Source organism: Pseudomonas sp. MAFF 730105, assembly GCF_055380705.1.
The window spans coordinates 4,083,226-4,106,106 of sequence record NZ_AP018438.1; the positions used below are offsets into that span (position 1 = coordinate 4,083,226).

The window sequence follows — 22,881 nt, forward strand, 5'->3', positions numbered from 1 at the left end:
AATTGAACGAACATAACGATAGTCTCGACCAGTTGAAACGTGCCGCACTGCTGCGCCTGCTCAAGCAGCGCGGCGCCACACGGGTCATCGAAACGGCTCCCGACGACATCACCGGCGCGGATCGCGAAGGTCCGCTGGCGCTGTCGTTCGCCCAGCAACGGCTGTGGTTCCTCGATCAGCTGGACCCGACGGCCAGCGCCGCCTATCACATCCCCGCCTCTCTGGTGCTGCGCGGCACCCTCGACCGTACCGCGCTGAAGAACGCCCTCGATCGTCTGGTGGCGCGGCATGAAAGCCTGCGCACCACCTTCCGCCGCGACGGCGAACACCCGGTGCAGGTGATTGCCCCGGCCGACTGTGGCTTCAACCTGCAGGAACAGGACCTGCGCCACCTGCCTCGGGACGAGGCCGGGCGGCAAGCGGCCCGACTGGCAGAAGAGGAAGCGGCCCGAGCGTTCGACCTGCTGCACGGCCCGCTGATCCGCGGCACATTGCTGTGCCTGGCCGACGATGAGCATCGGCTGTTGATCACCCAGCACCACATCATCTCCGACGGTTGGTCCATCGGCCTGCTGGTCAAGGAATTCGCCGCGTTGTACCAGGCATTCAGTGCCGGCCAACCCGATCCGCTGCCGCCACTGGCCCTGCAATACGCCGACTACGCCGCCTGGCAGCGCCGTCAACTGCAGGGCGAGCGCCTCGACCAGCAAGTGGAATTCTGGCGCGCTCACCTGGCCGGCGCCCCGGCGTTGCTCGCGCTGCCCACCGACCGGCCACGTCCGGCGGTGCAAAGCTACCGGGGTGAAACCCTGGGCTTCGACCTGCCCGCAGCGCTGTCCGCTGCCATCGCCCGGTTCGCCCAGTCCCGCGCGGCAACGCCGTTCATGACCCTGATGGCGGCCTGGGCGGTGTTGCTGGCACGGATCAGCGGCCAGCAGGACCTGGTGATCGGCACCGTTGCCGCCAACCGCGACCGCCAGGATGTGCAGTCACTGATCGGTTTCTTCGTCAACACCCTGGCCCTGCGCATCCGCCTGGAAGCCAACCCAACCCTCGAACAGGTGTTGCAACAGGTCAAGGACCTGATGCTGGAGTCCTCCAGCCGCCAGGACACCCCGTTCGAACTGGTGGTCGAAGCCCTCAAGCCACCCCGCAGCGCCAGCTACAGCCCGGTGTTCCAGACCATGCTCTACACCAACGCCGGGGGTGCCGGCGGCCAGTTGCAATTGCCGGGGCTGGACCTGGAGTTCCTGCCGTCACGCAAGGACAACACCCAGCACGACCTGTCCCTGCACATCGACGAAGGTGGCCCGAACCTGTCCTGCAGCCTGTCGTATTCCACCGCGCTATTCGATGCCGCCACCGTCGAGCGTCTCGCGGCGCGCTTCGAACGCCTGCTGCAGTGTTTCACCGAAGCACCGGACACCCGTGTCGGTGCAGTGGAACTGGACCCGACCCTGCTCCTGCCGCCCATCACCGCGCTGACGCCAGTGCCGCAGCGCATACCGCTGTCCTATCACCAGGAACGGCTCTGGTTCGTCGACACCTTCGAGACCGGTTACCTCTACGACGCCAACCCGGTCTATCACAACATCCCATTGCTGCTGGAACTGACCGGCGAGATCAACCAACCAGCCCTGCAAACCGCCCTCGACGCCCTGCTGGCCCGTCACGACATCTTGCGTTGCCGGGTGCTGAGCGACGGCGCAAGTGCCTGGCAGTGCTTCGACGGGCCGGCCACCCTGGCCCTTGAACGGCTCCAGGGCAACCCGGACACCCTCGCCGCTCAGGCTCTGGCCGCGACCCGTCGGCCGCTGGCCATGAACGGCGGCAGCCTGGTGCGCGCCAGCCTGGTGCAGGCGGACGAACGCACCGCCGTGCTGGCGATTGCCGTGCATCATTTGCTGGCCGACCGCACCTCCATGCAATTGCTCAAGCGCGACCTGCTGGCCCTCTATGCGGCCGCGTGTGCCGAACGCGACGCCGAGCTGCCGGCCCTGCCGCTGGGCTATGGCGACTTTGCCGCCTGGCAACGCCAACTCCCGGCCGCGGTGCTGGAGAACCTGCGGGCCTATTGGAGCTATCAGTTGCGCGGCAAGCTGCAAGCCCTGGAACTGCCGCTCAATCGCCCGCGCATGGCCGTGCATGTGTTCGCCGAAGCGACCCACGCCTTCACCCTCGAAGCGCCACTGGTACGCCGCCTCGACGCCCTGGCCCGGGAGGTCGGCGTGAGTACCGACAGCCTGGCCCTCAGCGCCTTTACCGCGTTGCTGCGCCGCTATGCCGGCCACGACGAACTGGTGATCGGCACCACGGCCGCCTGCCGCGAGCCCGGCCTGAACGACGTCGTCGGGCCGCTGGACAACCTGCTGGTCATGCGTGGGTTCTGCGACAGCGACACTACCTTGCAACAGCTCTGGGAGCAGACCAGCCACAACCTGACCCAGGCCCTGCGCCATCGCCATATGCAGTTCGATCAGTTGGTACTGGCCCTCAACCCGGCCAAGGACATGAGCCGCACCGCGCTGTTCGACGTGCTGTTCAACTTCCAGCACGACACCGACGCCAGCACGCTGGTCGCAGGGCTGGCGGTCAATACCCTGGAAAGCAACCTGGGCTACGGCAAGAACGACCTGCACCTGCTGATCAGCGCAGGTGAACAACGCTGGGCCGGGCATGTGGTGTACAACGCGGAGTTCTTCGACGCCGGGTTCATCCAACAGTTGATGCGTCACTACGTGCGCCTGCTGGAAGCCTTTGTCGAGAATGCCCGGCAGCGCGTCGACGATGTTCCCCTGCTGGACAGCGCCGAGCGGCAGCGGCAGATCATCGACTTCAACGACAGTGAAGCGGCCTGGCCCGACACCCTGACCCTGCAGCAGATTTTCGAGGAGCAGGTTCGCCAGACCCCGGAACGCATTGCCGTCAACCTCGGCGAGGAACAGCTGAGCTATCGCCAGCTCAACGAACAGGCCAACCGCCTCGCCCATCGTTTGCGCGCCGCAGGCGTGCGGCCCCAGGAACTGGTGGCCATCACGCTGGAGCGCTCGGTGCAAATGATCGTCGCCACCCTGGCGGTGCTCAAGGCCGGCGGCGCCTATGTGCCCATCGACCCGGCCTCACCCCAGGAGCGCATCGCCTACGTGCTGCGCGACAGTGGCGCCGGCAAGGCCATCGCACGCCAGGACATGGCGCCGGCGCTGCAGGCGCTGGGTATCGAAGTCCTTGATCCGACCCTCGGCAACGTCGACGCCAGCGTCGCCAACCCGACCCACGTCAACACCCCGGAGCACCTCTGCTATGTGATCTACACCTCGGGTTCCACTGGTGAACCCAAGGGTGCACTGCTCGAACACCGTAACGTCGTGCGCCTGCTGCACAACAATCGCCCGGACTTCCAGTTCGATGCCGAGGATGTCTGGTCACTGTTCCACTCCAACGCCTTCGACTTCTCGGTCTGGGAAATCTTCGGTGCGTTGCTCCATGGCGCACGCCTGACCCTGGTGCCCGAGGCCCTGCGGCGTGATCCGGTAGAGCTGCTGGGTTTCCTTGAACGCGAACAGGTGACAGTGCTGAACCAGACCCCCTCGGCGTTCCATCAGCTCAGTGCCGCCGCGCTGGCGACGCCGGATGTGCGCCTGGCGCACTTGCGCTACGTGATTTTCGGTGGGGAAAGCCTGGAGCTGGGCAAACTCGATGCCTTCCACCGTGCCTTCGGGCATGTGGCCCTGGTGAACATGTATGGCATCACCGAAACCTGCGTCCACGTCACCTACAAAGCCATTGGCGCGGCCGACATCGCCGCAGGCATCTCCAACGTCGGCAGGCCGATTCCAACCACCGTGGCCTACGTGCTCGACGCCCAGCAGCGGCTGCTGCCCGTCGGCGTGGCGGGTGAGATCTGCGTCGGTGGCCTGGGGGTCGGCCGCGGCTATCTGAACCGTCCGGCCTTGAGCGCTGAACGCTTCATTGCCGACCCGTTCCGTCCCGGCGAGCGGCTGTATCGCTCCGGCGACCTGGGCAAGTTGCTGGACAACGGCGAGATCGTGCACCTGGGCCGGATGGACGCCCAGGTGAAGATCCGCGGTTTCCGCATCGAGCTGGGGGAAATCGAAGCCAAGCTGCTGGCCTGCGAGGGCGTGCGGGAAGCCAAGGTGCTGGCCCGTGATGATGCGAACCAGGGCAAGCGTCTGATCGCCTATCTGATTCCCCGTGCGGGCGCGGTGCTGGAAGTGGCCGCCTTGCGTAAGCAATTGGGCGCGACCCTGCCCGACTACATGATCCCGACGGCCTTCGTCAGCCTGCACGCCTACCCGCTCACGGCCAACGGCAAACTCGACCAGGAGGCCTTGCCCGAGCCGGACCTGGGCGCCATGTCCGAGCGCGGCTACACCGCCCCGAGGGCGCCACCGAAACCGCCCTGGCGCAGATTTTCCAGGAATTGCTAGGCCTGGAGCGCGTGGGTCGTCGTGACAGCTTCTTCGAACTGGGTGGGCACTCCCTGCTGGCTGCGCAACTGGTTTCCCGGGTGCGGCAACAGTTGGGCTGCGAGCTGATGCTGCGCGAGCTGTTCAGCCACCCCACCGTGGAAGAACTGGCACGGGTGGTAGGTCACCCGCTCACCGCCGAGGCCGAGACCATCGGCCTGGTCGACCGCAACGGGCCGCTGGCGTTGTCGTTCGCCCAGCAACGCCTGTGGTTCCTCGACCAGCTCGATTCCGGCGCCGGCAGCGCCTATCACATGCCGGCCGCCTTGCTGCTGCGTGGCGATCTCGATCGTGTTGCCCTCAAGGCCGCGCTGGATCGCCTGGTGGCCCGGCATGAAAGCCTGCGTACCACCTTCGAACGCCGTGGCGAACAGCCGGTGCAGGTCATTGCCCCCGCGGACTGTGGCTTCGCCCTGGCCGAACAGGACCTGCGCGTACTGCCCTACGAACAAGCCAGCGTCAGTGCATCGCGCATCGGCAACAACGAGGCCCTGGCGCCGTTCGACCTGAGCCGTGGGCCACTGATTCGTGGACGCCTGCTGCGCCTGGCCGATGACGAACACATCCTGCTGATCACCCAGCACCACATCATCTCCGACGGCTGGTCGGTGGGTGTGCTGGTCAAGGAGTTCGCCGCCCTCTACCGGGCCTTCAGCCAGCAGCAGCCCGATCCCCTGCCGGCGTTGCCGATCCAATATGCCGACTACGCCGCCTGGCAGCACCAAGCCCTCGACGGTGAACGGTTCAATCGCCAGGCCGAGTTCTGGCGCGAACACCTGGAAGGCGCGCCGGCCCTGCTGTCTCTGCCCACCGACCGCCCAAGGCCGGCGATGCAGAGCTATCGGGGCGGCGACGTTGCAGTGGCCATCGCCCCGGCACTGCGCGAACGCCTGGAGCACTTCTGCCAGGCGCACAACGTGACCCTGTTCATGGCGCTGCTCGGTGCCTGGTCGGTGCTCATGGCGCGCCTGGGCAACGAACGGGACGTGGTCATCGGCGTACCGACGGCCAACCGCAGTCGCACCGAGACCGAAAACCTGATCGGTTTCTTCGTCAACACCCTCGCCCTGCGCGTAGACCTGTCGCAGAACCCGAGCGTGACGCAACTGCTGGAGCAGATCAAACAGACCACCCTGGCGGCCCACGAGCACCAGGACATTCCTTTCGAGCAAGTCATCGAAGCCGTACAGCCGCCGCGCTCCCTTAGCCACAACCCGCTGTGCCAGGTCGCCCTGTCGCTGGACAACACCCCGGGCGGTGGCGAATTGAGCCTGCCCGGCCTGACCTTGGTGCCTGTGGCCCAGGCCCATGAAACCTCCCAGTTCGACCTGATGCTGACCCTGGGCAATGACGGCGGCACGCTGTCGGGCGTGATCGAATACGCCAGTGACCTGTTCGACCGCGTCACCGTAGAGCGTTTCGCCCAGCATTTCCAAATCCTGCTGGAAGCCATGGTGGCGGATGTCGAACAGCCCGTGCTCGGTTTGCCGTTGCTCAGCCCCGCACAGCGCCAGGCCTCGCCTGCGGCCTTGCCACCCAAGGCCGTGTTCACCCCCGAACCGTTGATTCATCAGCGCTTCGAACAACGCGCCGCGGCCCAGCCCCAATCCATTGCCCTGGTCTTTGGCGACACGGCGTTGAGTTACCAGGCCCTCAATCGCCGGGCCAACCGCATCGCCCAGACGCTGCTGGCCCAGGGCGTGCGCCCTGACGACCGGGTGGCGATCCTGGCCCAGCGCGGCGTGGAAATGGTCTGCGCGGTACTGGCGGTGCTCAAGGCCGGTGCGGCCTATGTGCCGCTGGACCCGGCCTACCCCGCCGAACGACTCGGCTACTTGCTGGACGACAGCACTCCGGTCGTGCTGCTGGCGCAACCGACGTGCCTCGCCGCGCTGCCCGAGCATGCCGTGCCGGTGGTGAATCTCGACGATGACCCCACGGCAGATGACCTGGCGGAACTGGACCGCAATCCGGACGCCCAGGCGCTCGGCCTGACATCGCGGCACCTGGCCTATGTTATCTACACCTCGGGTTCCACCGGTTTGCCCAAAGGGGTATTGGTGGAGCACGGCAACGTGGCGCGCCTGTTCGACGCCACTGCCGAACTGTTCGACTTCGGTCGCAACGACGTCTGGACGCTGTTCCACTCCTTTGCGTTCGACTTCTCGGTCTGGGAAATCTGGGGCGCGCTGAGCTATGGCGGCAAGCTGGTGGTGGTCCCGAACGAAGTGGCCCGTTCACCCGACGATTTCTATGCGCTGGTCTGCCAGCAACAAGTGACCGTGCTGAACCAGACGCCGAGCGCCTTCCGCCAGTTCATCGAAGCCCGTGAGCGCAGCGACCTGGAACACGGCCTGCGGGAAGTGATTTTCGGCGGCGAGGCCCTGGACTTCCGCAGCCTGCGGCCATGGACCGCACGCACGGCCCTGTCCCGCACGCGCCTGGTGAACATGTACGGCATCACCGAAATCACCGTGCACGCCACCTACTACCCCGTCAGCCAGGAGGAAATCGACGCGGGCGCGCCAAGCCTGATCGGCCCGCCATTGCCCGACCTGTGCCTGCGGATTCTCGACGACTACGGACAACCGGTGCCGGTGGGAGTCAATGGCGAGATCTACATCGGCGGTGCCGGTGTGGCCCGGCATTACCTCAATCGCGACGAACTGAACGCCGAGCGCTTCATTCCCGACCCGTTTGCGACACAAGTCGATGCCCGGCTCTACCGCACCGGCGATATCGCCCGCTACCGTGCCGACGGCGGGGTGATCTATGTGGGCCGCAACGACTCGCAGATCAAGATCCGCGGTTTCCGCATCGAGCTGGGCGAAATCGAAGCCCAACTGCTGGCCTGCGCCGAAGTCCGCGAAGCCCTGGTGACCGTGCGCGAAGACCAGCCCGGCGACAAGCGCCTGGTGGCGTACCTGATCGCCCATGAAGGGGTCGTCGTAGAGTCGTCGGCCTTGCGTAGCCAACTGGCGAGCGTGTTGGCCGAACACATGGTGCCCAGCGCCTTCGTGACCCTCGCGGCCTGGCCGCTGACCACCAACGGCAAACTGGACCGCAACGCCTTGCCGGTGCCGGATGCCTCCGCCGCCGCGAGCCAGCGCTACGAGGCACCGCTGGGCGCCATCGAAATCACCCTGGCCAATGCCTGGCAGGAGTTGCTCGGGGTAGAACGGGTGGGTCGCCAAGACCACTTCTTCGAACTCGGTGGCCATTCCTTCCTGGTCATCAGCCTGATCGAGCGTCTGCGCCAGGCCGACCTGCAACTGGACGTGCGCACGGTGTTCTCGGCGCCAACCCTCAAGGCCATGGCCGCGGTCCTGGCCGGCGGCAACAACACGCAGCGAGTCGTACCGGCGAACCTGATCCCCGCCGACTGCACCGCCATCGAGCCGCAAATGCTGCCGCTGGTAACCCTCAGCCAGCAGGAAATCGAGCAGATTGTCGCCGATGTTCCCGGCGGCGCCGCCAATGTGCAGGACATCTACCCACTGTCGTCGTTGCAGGAAGGCATCCTGTTCCATCACCTGTTGCAATCCGAAGGTGACGCCTACTTGATGCGCACGGTGGTAACGTTCAATCGGCGCCAGTTGCTCGATGACTTCCTCGCTGCGGTGCAGGTGGTGATCGACCGCCACGATATCCTGCGCACCGCCCTGCGTTGGCAGGGCCTGCCGCAGCCGGTGCAGGTCGTCCATCGCCAGGCGCAATTGCCGGTGGTGACCCTGGATTGCCTCCCTGGCGAAGATGCTTTGCAGATCCTGCGTGACACGACCGACACCCATCATCTGCGCCTCGACCTGCAGCGGGCACCGCTGATTGCCGCGTACATCATCGAGGATGAGCCTCGTGGACAATGGCTGCTGGCGCTGCTCGACCATCACCTGGTCAGCGACAACGTGACGCTGCGGTTGATCATGCTGGAGATCCAGGCGGTCCTGGCCGGCCAGGCCGACAGCCTGCCGCCGTCCCAGCCTTACCGTAACTTCATCGCCCAGGCCGCCAGCGTGTCCCAGGCCGACCACGAAGCCTACTTCCGGCGCTTGCTGGCGGATGTCGATTCCACCACCGCGCCTTATGGTGTGCTGGATGTGCGTGGCAACGGCGCCGGGATCAAGCGCGCGGTCAAGCACCTGGGCGATGAGCTCAGTGCCCGGGTGCACCGCACGGCGCGCCAGCAAGGGGTGCCAACCTCGGTGCTGTTCCATGCGGCCTGGGGCCTGGTGGTCGCCGCGACCAGCGGCCGTGACGACGGGATTTTCGGCACGGTGCTGTCGGGTCGCTCCCAAGGCACCGCCGGTGCCGACCATGCGCTGGGGATGTTCATCAACACCTTGCCGATGCGCATCCGCTTGCAGCAGCACAGCGTCAGCGACATTGTCCATGACGCCTACCAGCAACTGAGCGAACTGCTGACCCACGAACAGGCCTCCCTGGCCCTGGCCCAGCGTTGCAGTGCGGTGGACGCTTCGTTGCCGCTGTTCACGGTGATCCTCAACTGCCGTCACGGCGACCTGGTGAACGCCTCCGGGGAAAACGTCGAGGACATGGGCGAGCACGAAGGCATGCACTTCATCGCCTCGGAAACCCGCACCAACTACCCCATCGAAATCGCCGTGGCGAATGTGGCTGACGGCTTCTCCCTGACGGCCCAGTCCATCACCGGCATCGATCCGCAACGCATCGCCGCCTACCTGGGCCAGGCCGTGGCCGCCCTGGTGGACGCCCTGGAGCAATCCCCCGAACGCCTCGCCAGCAGCCTCGACGTGGTGCCCGCCAGCGAACGTCAGTTGCTGCTCGAAGACTTCAACCGCACCGCCAGCGATTTCGGTGCGGCGCAACCGATCCACCAGCTCTTCGAAGCCCAGGTACAGGCCAACCCCGACGCCGTGGCCCTGGTCTGCGAAGAGCGCCAGCTGAGCTATCGCCAGCTCAATCGTCGCGCCAACCACCTGGCCCGGCAGTTGCTCGCCCTCGGCGTGCAACCCGATCAGCGCGTGGCCATCTGCGCCGAGCGCAGCCTGGAAATGATCGTCGGCCTGCTGGGCGTGCTCAAGGCCGGCGCGGCCTACGTGCCCATCGACCCGGCCCACCCGGCCGAACGCATGGCCTTCATGCTGCAGGACAGCCAACCCCAGGCGTTGTTGACCCAGTCGGCGCTGTCCCTGCCGTCCGGGGAACTGCCGGTGGTGCTGCTGGACACCGTGGAATCGTTGCAAGCGGCGGACGATTCGGCTTTCGACAGCAACCCACAAGTACCGGGCCTGACTGCGGAAAATCTGGCCTACGTGATCTACACCTCCGGCTCCACCGGCCAGTCCAAGGGCGTGATGGTCGAGCACCGTTCGGTGTTCAACTTCTGGCACGTGCTGACCCGCACCACCCATCAGCACTGCCCGACCCCGGCCACCGTGGCCCTGAACGCCGGGTTCTTCTTCGACATGTCGATCAAGGGCATCTCGCAGCTGTTCTCCGGCCATCGCCTGGTGATCATCCCGCAACTGATCCGCGCCAGCGGCAGCGAGTTGCTGGACTTCCTCGAACAGCACCAGGTGCATGCCTTCGACTCCACCCCGTCGCAGCTCGACACCCTGCTCGCCGCTGGCCTGCTGGAGCGCCAGAGCTACCAGCCGGTGAGCGTGCTGCTCGGTGGCGAAGCGATCAACGCCGCCACCTGGGAGAAATTGCGTAACTGCCAGAGCATTCGTTTCTACAACATGTACGGCCCCACCGAGTGCACGGTGGACGCCACCATCGACCTGATCCGCGACTTGGGCGAACGGCCAAGCATCGGTCGCCCCTTCGCCAACGTCCAGGTCCATGTGCTGGATGCGCGAGGCGAACCGGCACCGTTGGGGGTGGCTGGAGAAATCCATATCGGCGGCGTCGGTGTGGCCCGGGGTTACCTGAATCGGCCGGAGCTGAGCGCCGAGCGTTTCATCGCCGATCCGTTCAGCAGTGAGCCGAACGCCCGCCTGTACAAGACCGGCGACCTCGGTCGTTGGATGGCCGATGGCACGCTCGAATACCTGGGCCGCAATGACTTCCAGGTGAAGATCCGCGGCTTCCGTATCGAGTTGGGTGAGATCGAGAACGCCCTGGTGGCTTGCCCGGGTATTCGCGAAGCCGTGGTGATCGCCCGTGAGGACAGCCAGGGCGACGCGGAGAGCAAACGCCTGGTGGCCTATGTCTGCGGCGAGCCGGTCCCGGCCGAGCAACTGCGCAGTGCGCTGTTGAGCGGATTGCCCGAGTACATGGTGCCCAGCGCCTTCGTGCACCTGGACGCCCTGCCGCTCACCGCCAACGGCAAGCTCGACCGCCGCGCCCTGCCCGAACCCGGTCAGGACGCCCTCGCCAGCAAAGCCTACGAGGCGCCGCTGGGTGACACCGAGATCGCCATCGCCGAGATCTGGAAAGGCCTGCTGCACCTGGATCAGGTTGGTCGTAACGACGGCTTCCTCGAACTGGGCGGTCACTCGCTGCTCGCCGTGCAGTTGCTGTCCAGGCTGCGCCGCAAACTGGGCGCGCGGATTACCTTGCGCGAACTGTTCGACGCACCGACGGTGCGTGGCCTTGCGGCGCTGGTCCACAGCGCGTCGCCCAATGAGACGGCATCGATTCCACTGGCCAATCGCTCGGGACGGCTGCCGTTGTCCTTCTCCCAGCAACGGCTTTGGTTCCTCGATCACCTGGACCATGCGGCCGGCGCCGCCTACCACTTGCCCCTGGCCCTGCGCCTGACGGGCTCGCTGGATAAGGCCGCCTTACAAGCCACACTCGACCGCCTGGTGGCGCGCCATGAAACCCTGCGTACCCGTTTCGAGCTGGTGGACGGCGAGCCGGTGCAAAAAATCGCCCCGGCCGACTACCGCTTCCAGCTGGAGCAACAGGACCTGCGCCCGATGCCGGCCGACGAACGCACGGCCACGCTGGAGCACCTCGGTCACCTCAACGCCACGCAGTTGTTCGACCTGGGCCAGGGACCGTTGATGCGCGGCCACCTGGTGCAGCTGGCGGACGACGAGCATGTGCTGTTCATGACCTTGCACCACATCGTCTCCGATGGCTGGTCCAACAGCGTCCTGGCCCGGGAAGTGAGCGTGCTCTACAGCGCATTCGCCCAAGGCCAGAAAGACCCGTTGCCACCGCTGGCGCTGCAATATGTGGACTATGCCGCCTGGCAGCGAAAATCCCTCGAAGGCCCGGCGTTGCAGGCGCAGATCGACTTCTGGCGACAACATCTGGAAGGCGCGCCCGCCCTGTTGAACCTGCCGCTGGATCGTCCGCGTCCGGCGATACAGAGCTATGCCGGCGGTATCGTCGACTGTGCCTTCTCCGCATTCCTCAGTGCCGAACTGCGTGCCTTCAGCCAGGCCCAAGGCACCACGTTGTTCATGGTGCTGCTGGCCGGCTGGTCGGTGTTGATGAGCCACCTGAGCGGACAGCACGACGTGGTGGTCGGCACGCCGGTGGCCAACCGTCAGCGGCCGGAGCTGGAGGCGCTGATCGGTTTCTTCGCCAACACCCTGGCGTTGAGGATCAATACCGGGCGCGACAGCCGTATCGACGGGTTGCTGGCGCGGATCAAGGACCAGACACTGGCGGCCTACAGTCACCAGGACCTGCCCTTCGAACAGGTGGTCAGTGCATTGCAGCCGACTCGCAGCATGAGCCACAGCCCGTTGTTCCAGGTGATGTTGAGCCTGGACAACACGCCACCGGCGCCGCTGCAACTGCCGGGGCTTGCGGTGCAAACCCTGGAAAGCCCGCACAACACCAGTTCGACCTGTCGCTGTCACTGGTCGACAATGGCGAGCGCATCGGCGGCAGCCTGCAATTTGCCAACGACCTGTTCGACCGAGAGACCGTGCAAAACATCGCCGGACTGTTCGCCAAGGTGCTGGAAAACCTGGTCACCGACCCACGGCAGTCCATCGGCCAACTGCTGGAAAACACGCCGCCGCTGGTGCGCTCGGTCACCGCCGTGGCCTCGCCGACCGGCACCGAAGACAGCCCGGTCCCGGCCTTGCCTTACGAAGCCCCTCGGGGCGAGACCGAAATCGCCATCGCGGCGCTCTGGCGGGACCTGTTCAAACAGGAGCGCATCAGCCGTCACGATGACTTCTTCAGCCTCGGCGGTATTTCGTTGATGGCGGTGCAGATGGCTTCGCGCTTGCGCAAGGTACTTGGCAAGCCCATTGCCGTGCGCGACCTGTTCGTCGAACCGACCATTGCCGGTTTCGCCAGGACCCTCGATGGGCAAGCCCGACCGGGGGCCAACAGCAACCTGGTGCCGATCCGTCGCAGCGGTTCCCAACGGCCGCTGTACCTGGTGCACCCACTCGGTGGCGAAGTGCAATACGCACGGGACCTGGCACCGTCGCTGGATCCCCAGGTTCCGGTCTATGGCTTGGCCGCCAGTGGCCTGGTGGCGGGAGAAGCGCCGCTGTCGGACGTTCCGTCCATGGCCACGCGTTACCTGGCGAGCATCCGTCAGGTCCAGCCGCAAGGTCCGTACCGGATTGCCGGTTGGTCGGCCGGAGGTCTGATCGCCTATGAAATGGCCCGTCAACTGCTCGCCAGCGGTGAGGTCGTGGAATTCCTTGGCATCATCGATGCGTCGGCCCGTCCTGAACCGGTGCCGACACACGAGGTGAGCGAAGCGCAGTTCCTGATGGCCTGGCTCCCCGCGCAGATCGCCCCCGACCTGCTCGGACAACTGACAGAACTGGCACAGCACTCGGCCATCGACGCGATGCTGACGCTGTGCATCACTCACCGCCTGTTACCGGAGGAACTGCCCCACGACATCGACGCCGCCCTGCTGCGTACTCACCTGGGGGTTGCCTATGCGATGCGGCAGGCCATCGGCGCCTACGTCAGCCCACCGAGCCCGCTCGAGGTATCGCTGTTCACCGCGAGCGAACAGCAACGCAACGACCCGACCCTGGGCTGGCGCGGGTTGCTCAATGACCAGGTGAACGTGACCGCCCTTCCCGGCACCCACAACACCGTGGTCAAGGCCCCTCATGTGGCCAGGTTGGGCGAGGCGATGTCCCAGGCCTTGAAAGCTCGCGCCATGTCATAGGATCGGGTTTGTGCAAGTCAGTCAGCATGGACGCTGGCTGACCTACCGCTATCGCGAGCAGGCTCGCTCCCACAGGAGATTTGGGGTGTACGCAGCTTTTGCATACACCACCAGCCCCTGTGGGAGCCGGGCTTGCCCGCGAAGACGGCGGCACATTCAACATCTGCATAACAGACACCCCGCTATCGCGAGCAGGCTCGCTCTCACATTGGACTTGAGGTGTACGCAGCCTTTGCATACACCACCAGCCCCTGTGGGAGCCGGGCTTGCCCGCGAAGACGGCGGCACATTCAACATCTACATAACAGACACTCCGCTATCGCGAGCAGGCTCGCTCCCACAGGAGATTTGGGGTGTACGCAGCTCTTGCATACACCACCGGACCCTGTGGGAGCGAGCCTGCTCGCGATGACGGCGGCACATTCAACATCTGCATAACAGACACTCCGCTATCGCGAGCAAGCTCGCTCCCCCACTGGATCGCGGCTGCACGCCTACCAACCGTCGAGTGTCCCCATTTTCCGCCACAGACTTTTGCTCCCCGCCAATGCTTAATGCCCCCCGACAGGCTGAACCGTTTTAGTGGACGGAGTCCACGGACAGTCTCTGATCGCTGCTGATCAGGGTGGCCTATAACCGCAAGATCACTTTGGAGGGAACCTTATGCATGTGATCATTACGGCCGTCGGCTCAGCCGGTGACGTTCATCCATTTGTCGGCATCGGGCGTACGCTCGTGGCACGCGGGCACCGGGTCACGTTTTGCGCCAGCGCGGCGTTCGCGCCGTTGATCGAGCGCTGTGGTTTCACCTTCTTGCCATTGGGTACCCGTGAGGAATATGACGAGGTCATGGCTGACCCGGCGCTGTGGCATCCGCGCACGTCACTGCCTACCCTCTGGAAAACCATCGCCAGCACCCTGCGCGAACAGTACCGGCTGCTGGAACAGGCCTGTGACGACGAAACGGTCATGCTGGGGTCCTTGTGGGCATTCTCCGCGCGTCTGCTGCAGGAAAAACTCGGTATCCCGCTGGTCACCGCGCAGGTGTCGCCGTTCGGTTTCTGGTCGGCCGCCGCGCCCTCGACCCATCCACCAGGCACCAACCTGCCGGCATTCGTGCCCTATCCCGTTAAAAGGCTGCTGCTGGGGGTGATCGAACGGGCATTTCTCGACCGGGTCATGGCCCCGGAACTCAACAGCTTCCGCCAGGAGCTGGGGCTCGCGCCGACCAAACGCATTATCAGCCAATGGATTTCCTCGCCTGATCGGGTGCTGGGGCTGTTTCCGGAGTGGTTCGCCCCCGTGCAACACGACTGGCCTGCACAGACCGTCCTGACCGGCTTCCCGTTGTTCGATGAGTCCGGGCTCCAGCCGCTCGACGCCGAACTGGAAGACTTTCTGAACGAGGCTTCACCGGTGGTGTTTACCCCGGGTTCGACCATGGTCAATGGCGAGCAATATTTCACCGCAGCGGTTCAGGCACTGAAATTGATCAACCGTCGCGGCGTGTTCCTGACCAGCCAGCCGGTGGATCCTTCAGTGTCCAGCGAAGGCAGGATCCTGGTACGGCGCTACGTGCCGATGAGTCGCATCCTGCCCCACAGCGCAGCGCTGGTGCATCACGGAGGTGTCGGGACCACGGCCCTGGCCATGGCCGCCGGCGTGCCGCAGATCGCCACGCCATTCGCTCACGACCAGTTCGACAACGCTGCACGAATGGAGCGCCTGGGCTGTGGCTTGCGGGTCTTCCCGCCTGCCTCCGCCGAGTCGCTGGCCGCGGCGCTGGAAAAGGTCTTGAACAGCCAGGAAGTACGCGCCAGTTGCGACCGCTATCGCACACTGATTCCGAGCGGTGACAGCGCCAGTGAAGCGGCAGCCCTGCAGATCGAGGCGCTCGCCCGGACTGCCAGGTCACGCGCAGCCTAAGGCCGACATCGCCCAGCGCAATCATGGATGAAACAGCCACCGACAGAAGAACGCCAGCCGTTTTTCTGTCTGGCTTTGAAAAGGACGACGAACATGGACGTACTCTACCCGCTTACCGCCCCGCAGCTGGACATCTGGCTGGATCAAGTGCTGCACGGCGACAGCCCGCTGTACAACATAGGCGGGTATGCCTGCATCAACGGCCCGGTCGATGCCGCAAGGTTGAAACAGGCCATCGACCACGTGGTCAGCCGCCACGACGCCTTGCGCATTCAACTGGTGCCGGGCTCGGCGGAGCATCCCCTGCCGCGCCAACGCTTCCTGGAATCGGCCAGCGCACCGCTGACGTTGCACGATGTCTCGGCAGAAGCCGATCCGCAGGCCAGCGCCCTGGCCCTGCTGCAAGTCAACCTGCAAACGCCGTTTTCCTTTGACGGCGGATTGCTGTTTCGCACGGACCTGATCAAGGTTCGCGACGACCTCCATTACTTTTTCGTCAACGGCCACCACCTGGTCATCGACGGCTGGTCCTTCGCCATGATTGGCCGAGCGATCAGCGAAACGTATACCGCCGCACTGGACCCAGCGGAAACGCCCATGCCGGCGCCGACCTACCAGGCGTATGTCGAGCAACAGAAGAACCACAAGGACTCACCTGCCTTCCAGCGTCAGCGCCAGTACTGGCTGGACAAATACCGCAGTGTGCCCGAACCCCTGCTCGCGCCCCGCCACCCGGGTCGATTCGAGCAACGCCTGGCCCCCAGCCAGAACCACGCCTGGCGCTTGCCCCGTGCGCTCTACAATCGTCTTGGCGAACGGGCCAAGGCCTGCGGACAGGCGACGGTTTTCCATGCCATGCTGGGGCTGCTCTACAGCTACTTCGCGCGCATTGCGCAACGGGATGAAATCGTGATCGGCATGCCGGTCCTCAACCGTGCCAACGCCACACACAAGGCCACCCTCGGCCTGTTCGTCGGCATGAGCCCGGTACGCCTCAGCCTGGGCACCGAACTGAGTTTCAGTGAGCTGGTGGCCAGGATCGCGTTGACACTCAAGCAGGACTATCGCCATCAACGTTATCCGTTGAGCGAACTGAACCGTGAGCTGGGCCTGCAGAACGTGGGCCGCCGGCAATTGTTCGACCTGGTGGTGTCCTACGAGCAAGACCAGGACACCTGGTACGGCTCCGCACCCGCCCAACCGGTCAAGCTCAGCAATGGCTACGAACAGATGCCCCTGGCGATGCACATTCGCGAAGCCGCGCCGGACGACGACGTATGGATGCATTTCATCTACAACGAGGCCTGGTTCGACGCGGCGCAGATCGAGGCCTTGCAACAGCGCTTCATGACCGCACTGCACGGTGTGGTCGATGATTTCGACGTGCCGGTCAAGGCCCTCGACATCATGCCTCCCGTTGAGCGCTACCGGGTGGCGAATGAATGGAACCACACCCCTGTCGACTACCCCAGGGACGTACTGCTTCATCAACTGATCGAAACCCAGGTAGCCGCGCGCCCCGAAGCCACAGCGGTACGTTTCGAAGACCGGACGCTGACCTACGACGAACTGAACCGACGGGCCAATCAGGTGGCCCACGCCCTGCTCGAAACCGGTATCGGCCCCGACGCACGGGTCGCCATCTGCCTGGAGCGCAGCCTGGAAATGGTGGTGGGCCTGTTGGGCATTCTCAAGGCGGGCGGCGCCTACGTGCCCCTGGACCCGGGCTATCCTGCCGACCGCTTGCGCCACATGTTGAGCGACAGTGCCCCCAGCACCCTGATAACCACGCGCGCGTTGCTCACGAACCTGCCCGCCGTGACGATGCCAGTACTCTGCCTGGACAGCGATCTCGAGCAACTGTCCCGCCAACCGCAGCACAACCCGGACCCCGTCGCCCTGGGATTGACCCCGCGGCACCTGGCCTACGTGATCTACACCTCCGGCTCCACCGGCCTGCCCAAAGGCGTCATGAACCAGCATGACGGGGTGGTGAACCGATTGCTCTGGGCCCGCGACGCTTATCAGGTCGATGAACACAGCCGTGTCCTGCAAAAAACCCCGTTCAGTTTCGACGTGTCCGTCTGGGAGTTTTTCCTGCCGCTGCTCAGTGGCGCGCAACTGGTGGTCGCCGCTCCCGGCGGGCATCAGGACCCCCGCTACCTCCTGGACATCATGGCGAGTGCCGGCATCACCCTGCTGCACTTCGTACCATCGATGCTTCAGGTCTTCCTCGATCAGGTCACGGCGCAACCGTTGCCAGACCTGCGAAAAGTCCTGTGCAGTGGCGAAGCCTTGCCCTATGCCTTGCAGACGCGTTTCTTCGAGCGCCTGCCAGGGGTGCAGTTGCATAACCTGTATGGCCCCACCGAGGCGGCCATCGACGTGACGGCCTGGCATTGCCGACCCGATGTGCACCCGGGCATCGTTCCCATCGGCCGGCCGATCGCCAATACCCAGCTGTACATCCTCGACGCCAACCTGCAACTGTTGCCACCGGGCATCGCTGGTGAGCTTCACATCGGCGGTATAGGGGTCGCACGGGGTTATTTGAACCGTGAGCAACTGACCGCCGAACGGTTCATCCGCGACCCGTTCCAGGCCGACCCGCAGGCGCGCCTGTACAAAACCGGCGACCTGGGTCGCTGGCTGCCCGACGGCAGCATCGAATACCTGGGCCGCAACGATTTCCAGGTGAAAATCCGAGGCCTGCGTATCGAACTCGGTGAGATCGAAGCGCACCTGGCGGCTTGTGCAGGCGTCAAGGAAGTCGTGGTCATTGCACGCCAGGAAACCGAAGGCGATGCCTGCCTCAGCGCCTACCTGGTGGGCGAGTCCGGCTGTGTGCTGTCACCCCAGGCCCTGGGTGCAACCTTGCGCCAGCACGTGCCCGACTACATGGTGCCCCGGCACCTGATCCAGCTTGAACAATTGCCCTTGAACGCCAACGGCAAGCTCGACCGCAAGGCCTTGCCGGAACCCGCACAATCCTTCGGCAGCACCGACGCGACCGCGCCGCGCAACGCCCTGGAACAGGCATTGGCCGAACTCTGGGCGGACAATCTGCAACGCCCCGTGCCCGGTGTCCACGACAATTACTTCATGCTCGGTGGCGACTCCCTGAAAGTCATCCACTTGCAGATCAAGGCCCGTGAACACGGGATCGCCCTGACGCTGGCACAGGTCTATCAGCACCCGACCATCGCTGAACTGGCCCAGAGCCTGCAGGCGCAGGCCGTCGCGCCGGCGGACCTGGCGCCCTCGGCCCATGTCGCCCCGTTCGCCCAGGTGCCGGAGGCGATCCGCCTGGCCAATGAAGGTGAGTTCGAGGATGTTTTTGCCGCCTCGCAACTGCAGGTCGGGATGATCTACCACTCGATGATGCACCCGGATTCGGCGATCTATCACGACATCTTCCGCTACCGCCTGCGCCTGCGCTGGGATCCGCTCGCCTGGGACCGGGCCTGCCGCGCGTTGATCTGCCGTCACCCGGCATTGCGCATGTCGTTCGACATCGGCCATGCCGAAACCCCGATGGCCCGGATTCATTCAAGCGTCGAACCGCCGGTGCAAGTCATCGACGCCGTGTCACTGAGCCCTGAAGCCCGGGCCCAGGCGATTGCTGCCTATGTGGAGGAGCGCAAGCGCTACCGCGAAGACTGGCAACGGGCGCCGCTGTATCAGTTCTGCGTGTTTGTCGCGGCCCAGGAAATCGACCTGGTGTTGAGTTTCCATCATGCGATTCTCGATGGCTGGAGCGTCGCTACCCTCATGCGTGACCTGATCACGCTATACACCTCGGAACCCGGCACGGACGTATTGCCCGCCCTGACCACGACACCCGCCGACTTCGCCGTCCTGGAGCGGGAAGCCATGGCGTCCGACGTCCACCGCCACTTCTGGAGCGAATACCTGCGCGATGCACCGGCCGCCTCCATGACCAGTTGGGTCTCCGTGGTCGCCCCCGACCCGGTTCAGCACCGCTCGGCCTGGCGGGAACTGCCCCCGGCGGACCTGGCGCGGCTCGAGGCGTTCTGCCGCGTCCAGGACCTGCCGTTGCGCGCGGTCCTGCTGGCAGCCCACGGTTTCGCCCAAGCCATTCTGTCCAACCAGACGGAAGTGCTGTGTGGCGTCATCAGCCACGGTCGTCCGGAATTCGAAGATGCGGCCTCGGTGCTGGGCCTGTTCCTCAATACCCTGCCCATCCGTTTCGACACCCAGGGCTGCAATTGGCTCGAGGTGATCCGCGCGCTGATCGCCCAGGAGCAGCAGGTGTTCGCCCATCGGCGCTATCCCTTCGCACTGATCCATCGCGAAACCGCCGTGGCCCTGAACGTGGTGTTCAACTACGTCGACTTCTATGTGCTCAAGGACATGCTGACGCAGGACGAGGGAATCCTCACCGAATGGGACACCACCGAAGCCAGCAACTATGACCTGCTGACCACCATCGGTCGCCATCCCGCCAACGGCTCACTGATGCTGAAAATGGACTACTGCACGGCGCGGGTCGCCACCAGCCAGGTCGAGGCCTATGCCGACTACCTGCTGCGCACCCTGGAGCTGATGATTGCCGGGCCCGGTTCCGCGCCAAGCATACCGGCCTGGCTGCCCAACCCCGTCCAAGCCATGCCGACGGCCGTCACGGCAATGCCCCATGACAATCTGTCGTCCTTGTTGCTGGACCGCCTGGCGGGCCACGACGAACGAATCGCTGTGAGCTTCGAGCAGACCCACCTGTCCTATCGCCAACTGAGCGACACCTGCGCGCAACTGGTGAGTTGGTTGCACCGACACGGCATCGGACAAGGCGATCGGGTGGCGATCATGATGCCCCGCTCGCCCGAGCTGATCGTTGCCCTGCTCGGCGTGGTGCAGGCGGGCGCGGCGTATGTGCCGATTGACCTGAGCTACCCCCATGAACGTATCCGGCTGATTCTCGAAGACTCCCAACCGAGCCTGCTGCTGTTTGCCGATGCGTCGGCCACCCTGGCGAACACCCTGGCAGGCCAGACAGTCAAGCGTCATTGGAACGACGTGGTCGCCGGATTCGATGACGACCTGGCCCGCAGTCATGAGCTGGTGGCCCAGATTGCCGCCGGCATTGCAGGCGAAGATAACGCCTACCTGCTCTATACCTCGGGCTCGACGGGACGCCCCAAGGGCGTGGCCATGCCACACCGTGCGCTGACCAACCTGGTGCTCTGGCAGAACCGCCAGCAGGACACCGGCAAACCGTTGAAGACACTGCAGTACGCGCCCATTTCGTTCGACGTATCGTTCCAGGAGATTTTCTCCACCCTGTGCGGCGGTGCAGAGCTGGCCATGATCGACGAAGGGCTGCGCTATGACTTCATCCGGCTGCTTAAATTTATCCAGCTGCAAGACATCAATCGGCTGTTCCTGCCCTACGTCGCCTTCCAGGGGTTGGCGGAAGTTGCCCAGCAACTCGATCTCCGCCCCGCCTCGCTGCGCCAGATCAGCGTGGCCGGCGAGCAGCTGAAAATCACCGCCGAAATCCGCAACCTGCTGGACAGTCTCGACGATTGCCGAGTGGAAAATCACTACGGCCCGACGGAAGCCCATGTGGTCACTTGCCTCAAGCTGGAAGGCGCCGCAGCGTCCTGGCCGAGCATGCCGCCGATTGGCACCGCCATCGACAGGGTCCGCATGCATGTCCTGGATGCCACGGGCAACGCCTGCCCGGTCGGGGTCACAGGAGACTTGTTCATCGAAGGCATCTGCCTTGCGAACGGCTACTGGAATCGACCTGACCTGACTGACGAGCGCTTCATCTATCGCCAGTTGGACGGCAAGACCCGGCGTCTTTATGAAACCGGCGACATCGGGTTCTACCTGCCTTCGGGTGACCTCGTCTATCAGGGCCGCAGCGACGCGCAGGTGAAGATCCGCGGTTATCGCGTCGAACTGGGGGAAATCGAGGTGGCCATGCTCGGCTCCAGCCGGTTCGGTGCCGACATCCAGCAGGTGGCGGTCATCGACAAGGCGGCAGCGGACGGCAGTCGTTATCTAGTGGGCTTCGTCCAGGCCATGCCGGGGCGCGAGCCGGACCTGGATCAACTCAAGGCCGAGATGCGCCTGGCGCTGCCCGACTACATGGTGCCGAACACCCTGGTCGGCATCGCGCGGATCCCCCTTGGCCCCACCGGCAAGATCGACCGCCGACAACTGCAGAAGGTCGAGGTGCAAACCACCCTGCTACGCCCGTTCACCGCGCCCAGGAACGCCACGGAAGACCTGTTGCAAGCCTACTGGCAAGAAACCCTGGGCCTGGAAGACATCAGCGTGCACGACAACTTCTTCGAGCTCGGCGGCAATTCGCTCAAGGCCGTGCAACTGGTTGCCATGCTGACCCGGCACCAGGGCCTGGAGCCGTCACTGTCCGACTTCATCCAGGCTCCGACCATTGCCGAATTCGCCCAGGTCCTGCAGCGGACCGACGCCGCGCCCTCCGACACCGGCGCGCTGGTGGATTTCAAGAATGCCAGCCGGGCGCCGACGCTGTTCCTGGTCCACCCCATCGGTGGGCATGTGCTGTGTTACGCCGCCCTCGCCCGGACGCTCAAGGATCAGGTTCATCTCTATGCGCTGCAAGCGCCAGGGACCTGGGATGCCCGTGAGCCGCTGCAATCGGTGCAGGCCCAGGCCGTGTGCTACGCGGACGCCATTGAACAGGTCGCCCCCCAAGGCCCGCTGAACATCGGCGGCTGGTCCTACGGCGGCATCGTGGCCTATGAGCTGGCGAGCGAGTTGCGGCGGCGCGGACGGCGCCTGCACAACGTGTTCCTGCTGGACACCATCGTGCGCGTCAAGCAGGGCGAGGTCCGAATAGAACGCAGCGAGTTCATGAACTGGTTCATGTGGGAATTGCTCAGCGGCGACGGCCAGAAGGAATACGACTACCAGGCCCTGGACTTCTCTTCCATGACTGACGCGGACGCCTTCGATGCGATCAAGCAGCATGGTATCGAGCAAGGCATTTTCGACAACAACATCACCCGGACCGCCTTGACGCAATTGTTCCAGGTCTTCCATGCCAACTGGCAATCGCTGCTGGACTACCGCTTCCCGCCGATGGACCTGCCGATCACGTTGTTCGCCGCGGATGTCGAGCTGCCCGACGTGCTGCAGGCGCCCCATGAGCAGGTGGGCACTGCCTTTCACGACCCGTATCGCGGCTGGCGGACGATTGCGCCCCAGGTGCAGCGGGTGGCCGTGGAAGGCGACCACCTGACCATGATGCGCGAGCCGCACATCGAGCGGGTGGGCGACATCATCCGCTCACGAATGGACGCGGCCCGGGCTGCACATGCCGGTGCCCTGGCGGCGTTGGCCTAGCAGTTGAATCTGTGG

At 64.8% G+C, this 22,881-nt stretch carries 5 protein-coding genes; all 5 read left to right on the top strand.

Annotation, left to right across the window (positions count from 1 at the left end):
- Nucleotides 1-2 precede the first annotated feature (2 nt).
- The gene (locus PCOSP_RS17425) at nucleotides 3-4,448 is read left to right on the top strand and encodes an amino acid adenylation domain-containing protein (protein ID WP_464709153.1); all 4,446 of its coding nucleotides are present in this window, start codon (nucleotides 3-5) and stop codon (nucleotides 4,446-4,448) included.
- 11 nt (nucleotides 4,449-4,459) lie between these two features.
- Entirely contained in the window at nucleotides 4,460-12,643 is an 8,184-nt protein-coding gene (locus PCOSP_RS17430; RefSeq protein WP_464709155.1) for an amino acid adenylation domain-containing protein, read from the top strand.
- Nucleotides 12,598-13,581: a thioesterase domain-containing protein gene (locus PCOSP_RS17435; protein WP_464711961.1), complete on the top strand. Its 984-nt coding sequence runs from the start codon at nucleotides 12,598-12,600 to the stop codon at nucleotides 13,579-13,581. Before PCOSP_RS17430 ends, PCOSP_RS17435 begins: the two co-directional genes overlap by 46 nt.
- Nucleotides 13,582-14,244: 663 nt before the next feature.
- Nucleotides 14,245-15,507: a glycosyltransferase gene (locus tag PCOSP_RS17440; protein WP_464709156.1), complete on the top strand. Its 1,263-nt coding sequence runs from the start codon at nucleotides 14,245-14,247 to the stop codon at nucleotides 15,505-15,507.
- Between the two features lie 93 nt (nucleotides 15,508-15,600).
- The gene (locus tag PCOSP_RS17445) at nucleotides 15,601-22,866 is read left to right on the top strand and encodes an amino acid adenylation domain-containing protein (protein WP_464709158.1); all 7,266 of its coding nucleotides are present in this window, start codon (nucleotides 15,601-15,603) and stop codon (nucleotides 22,864-22,866) included.
- Nucleotides 22,867-22,881 lie beyond the last annotated feature (15 nt).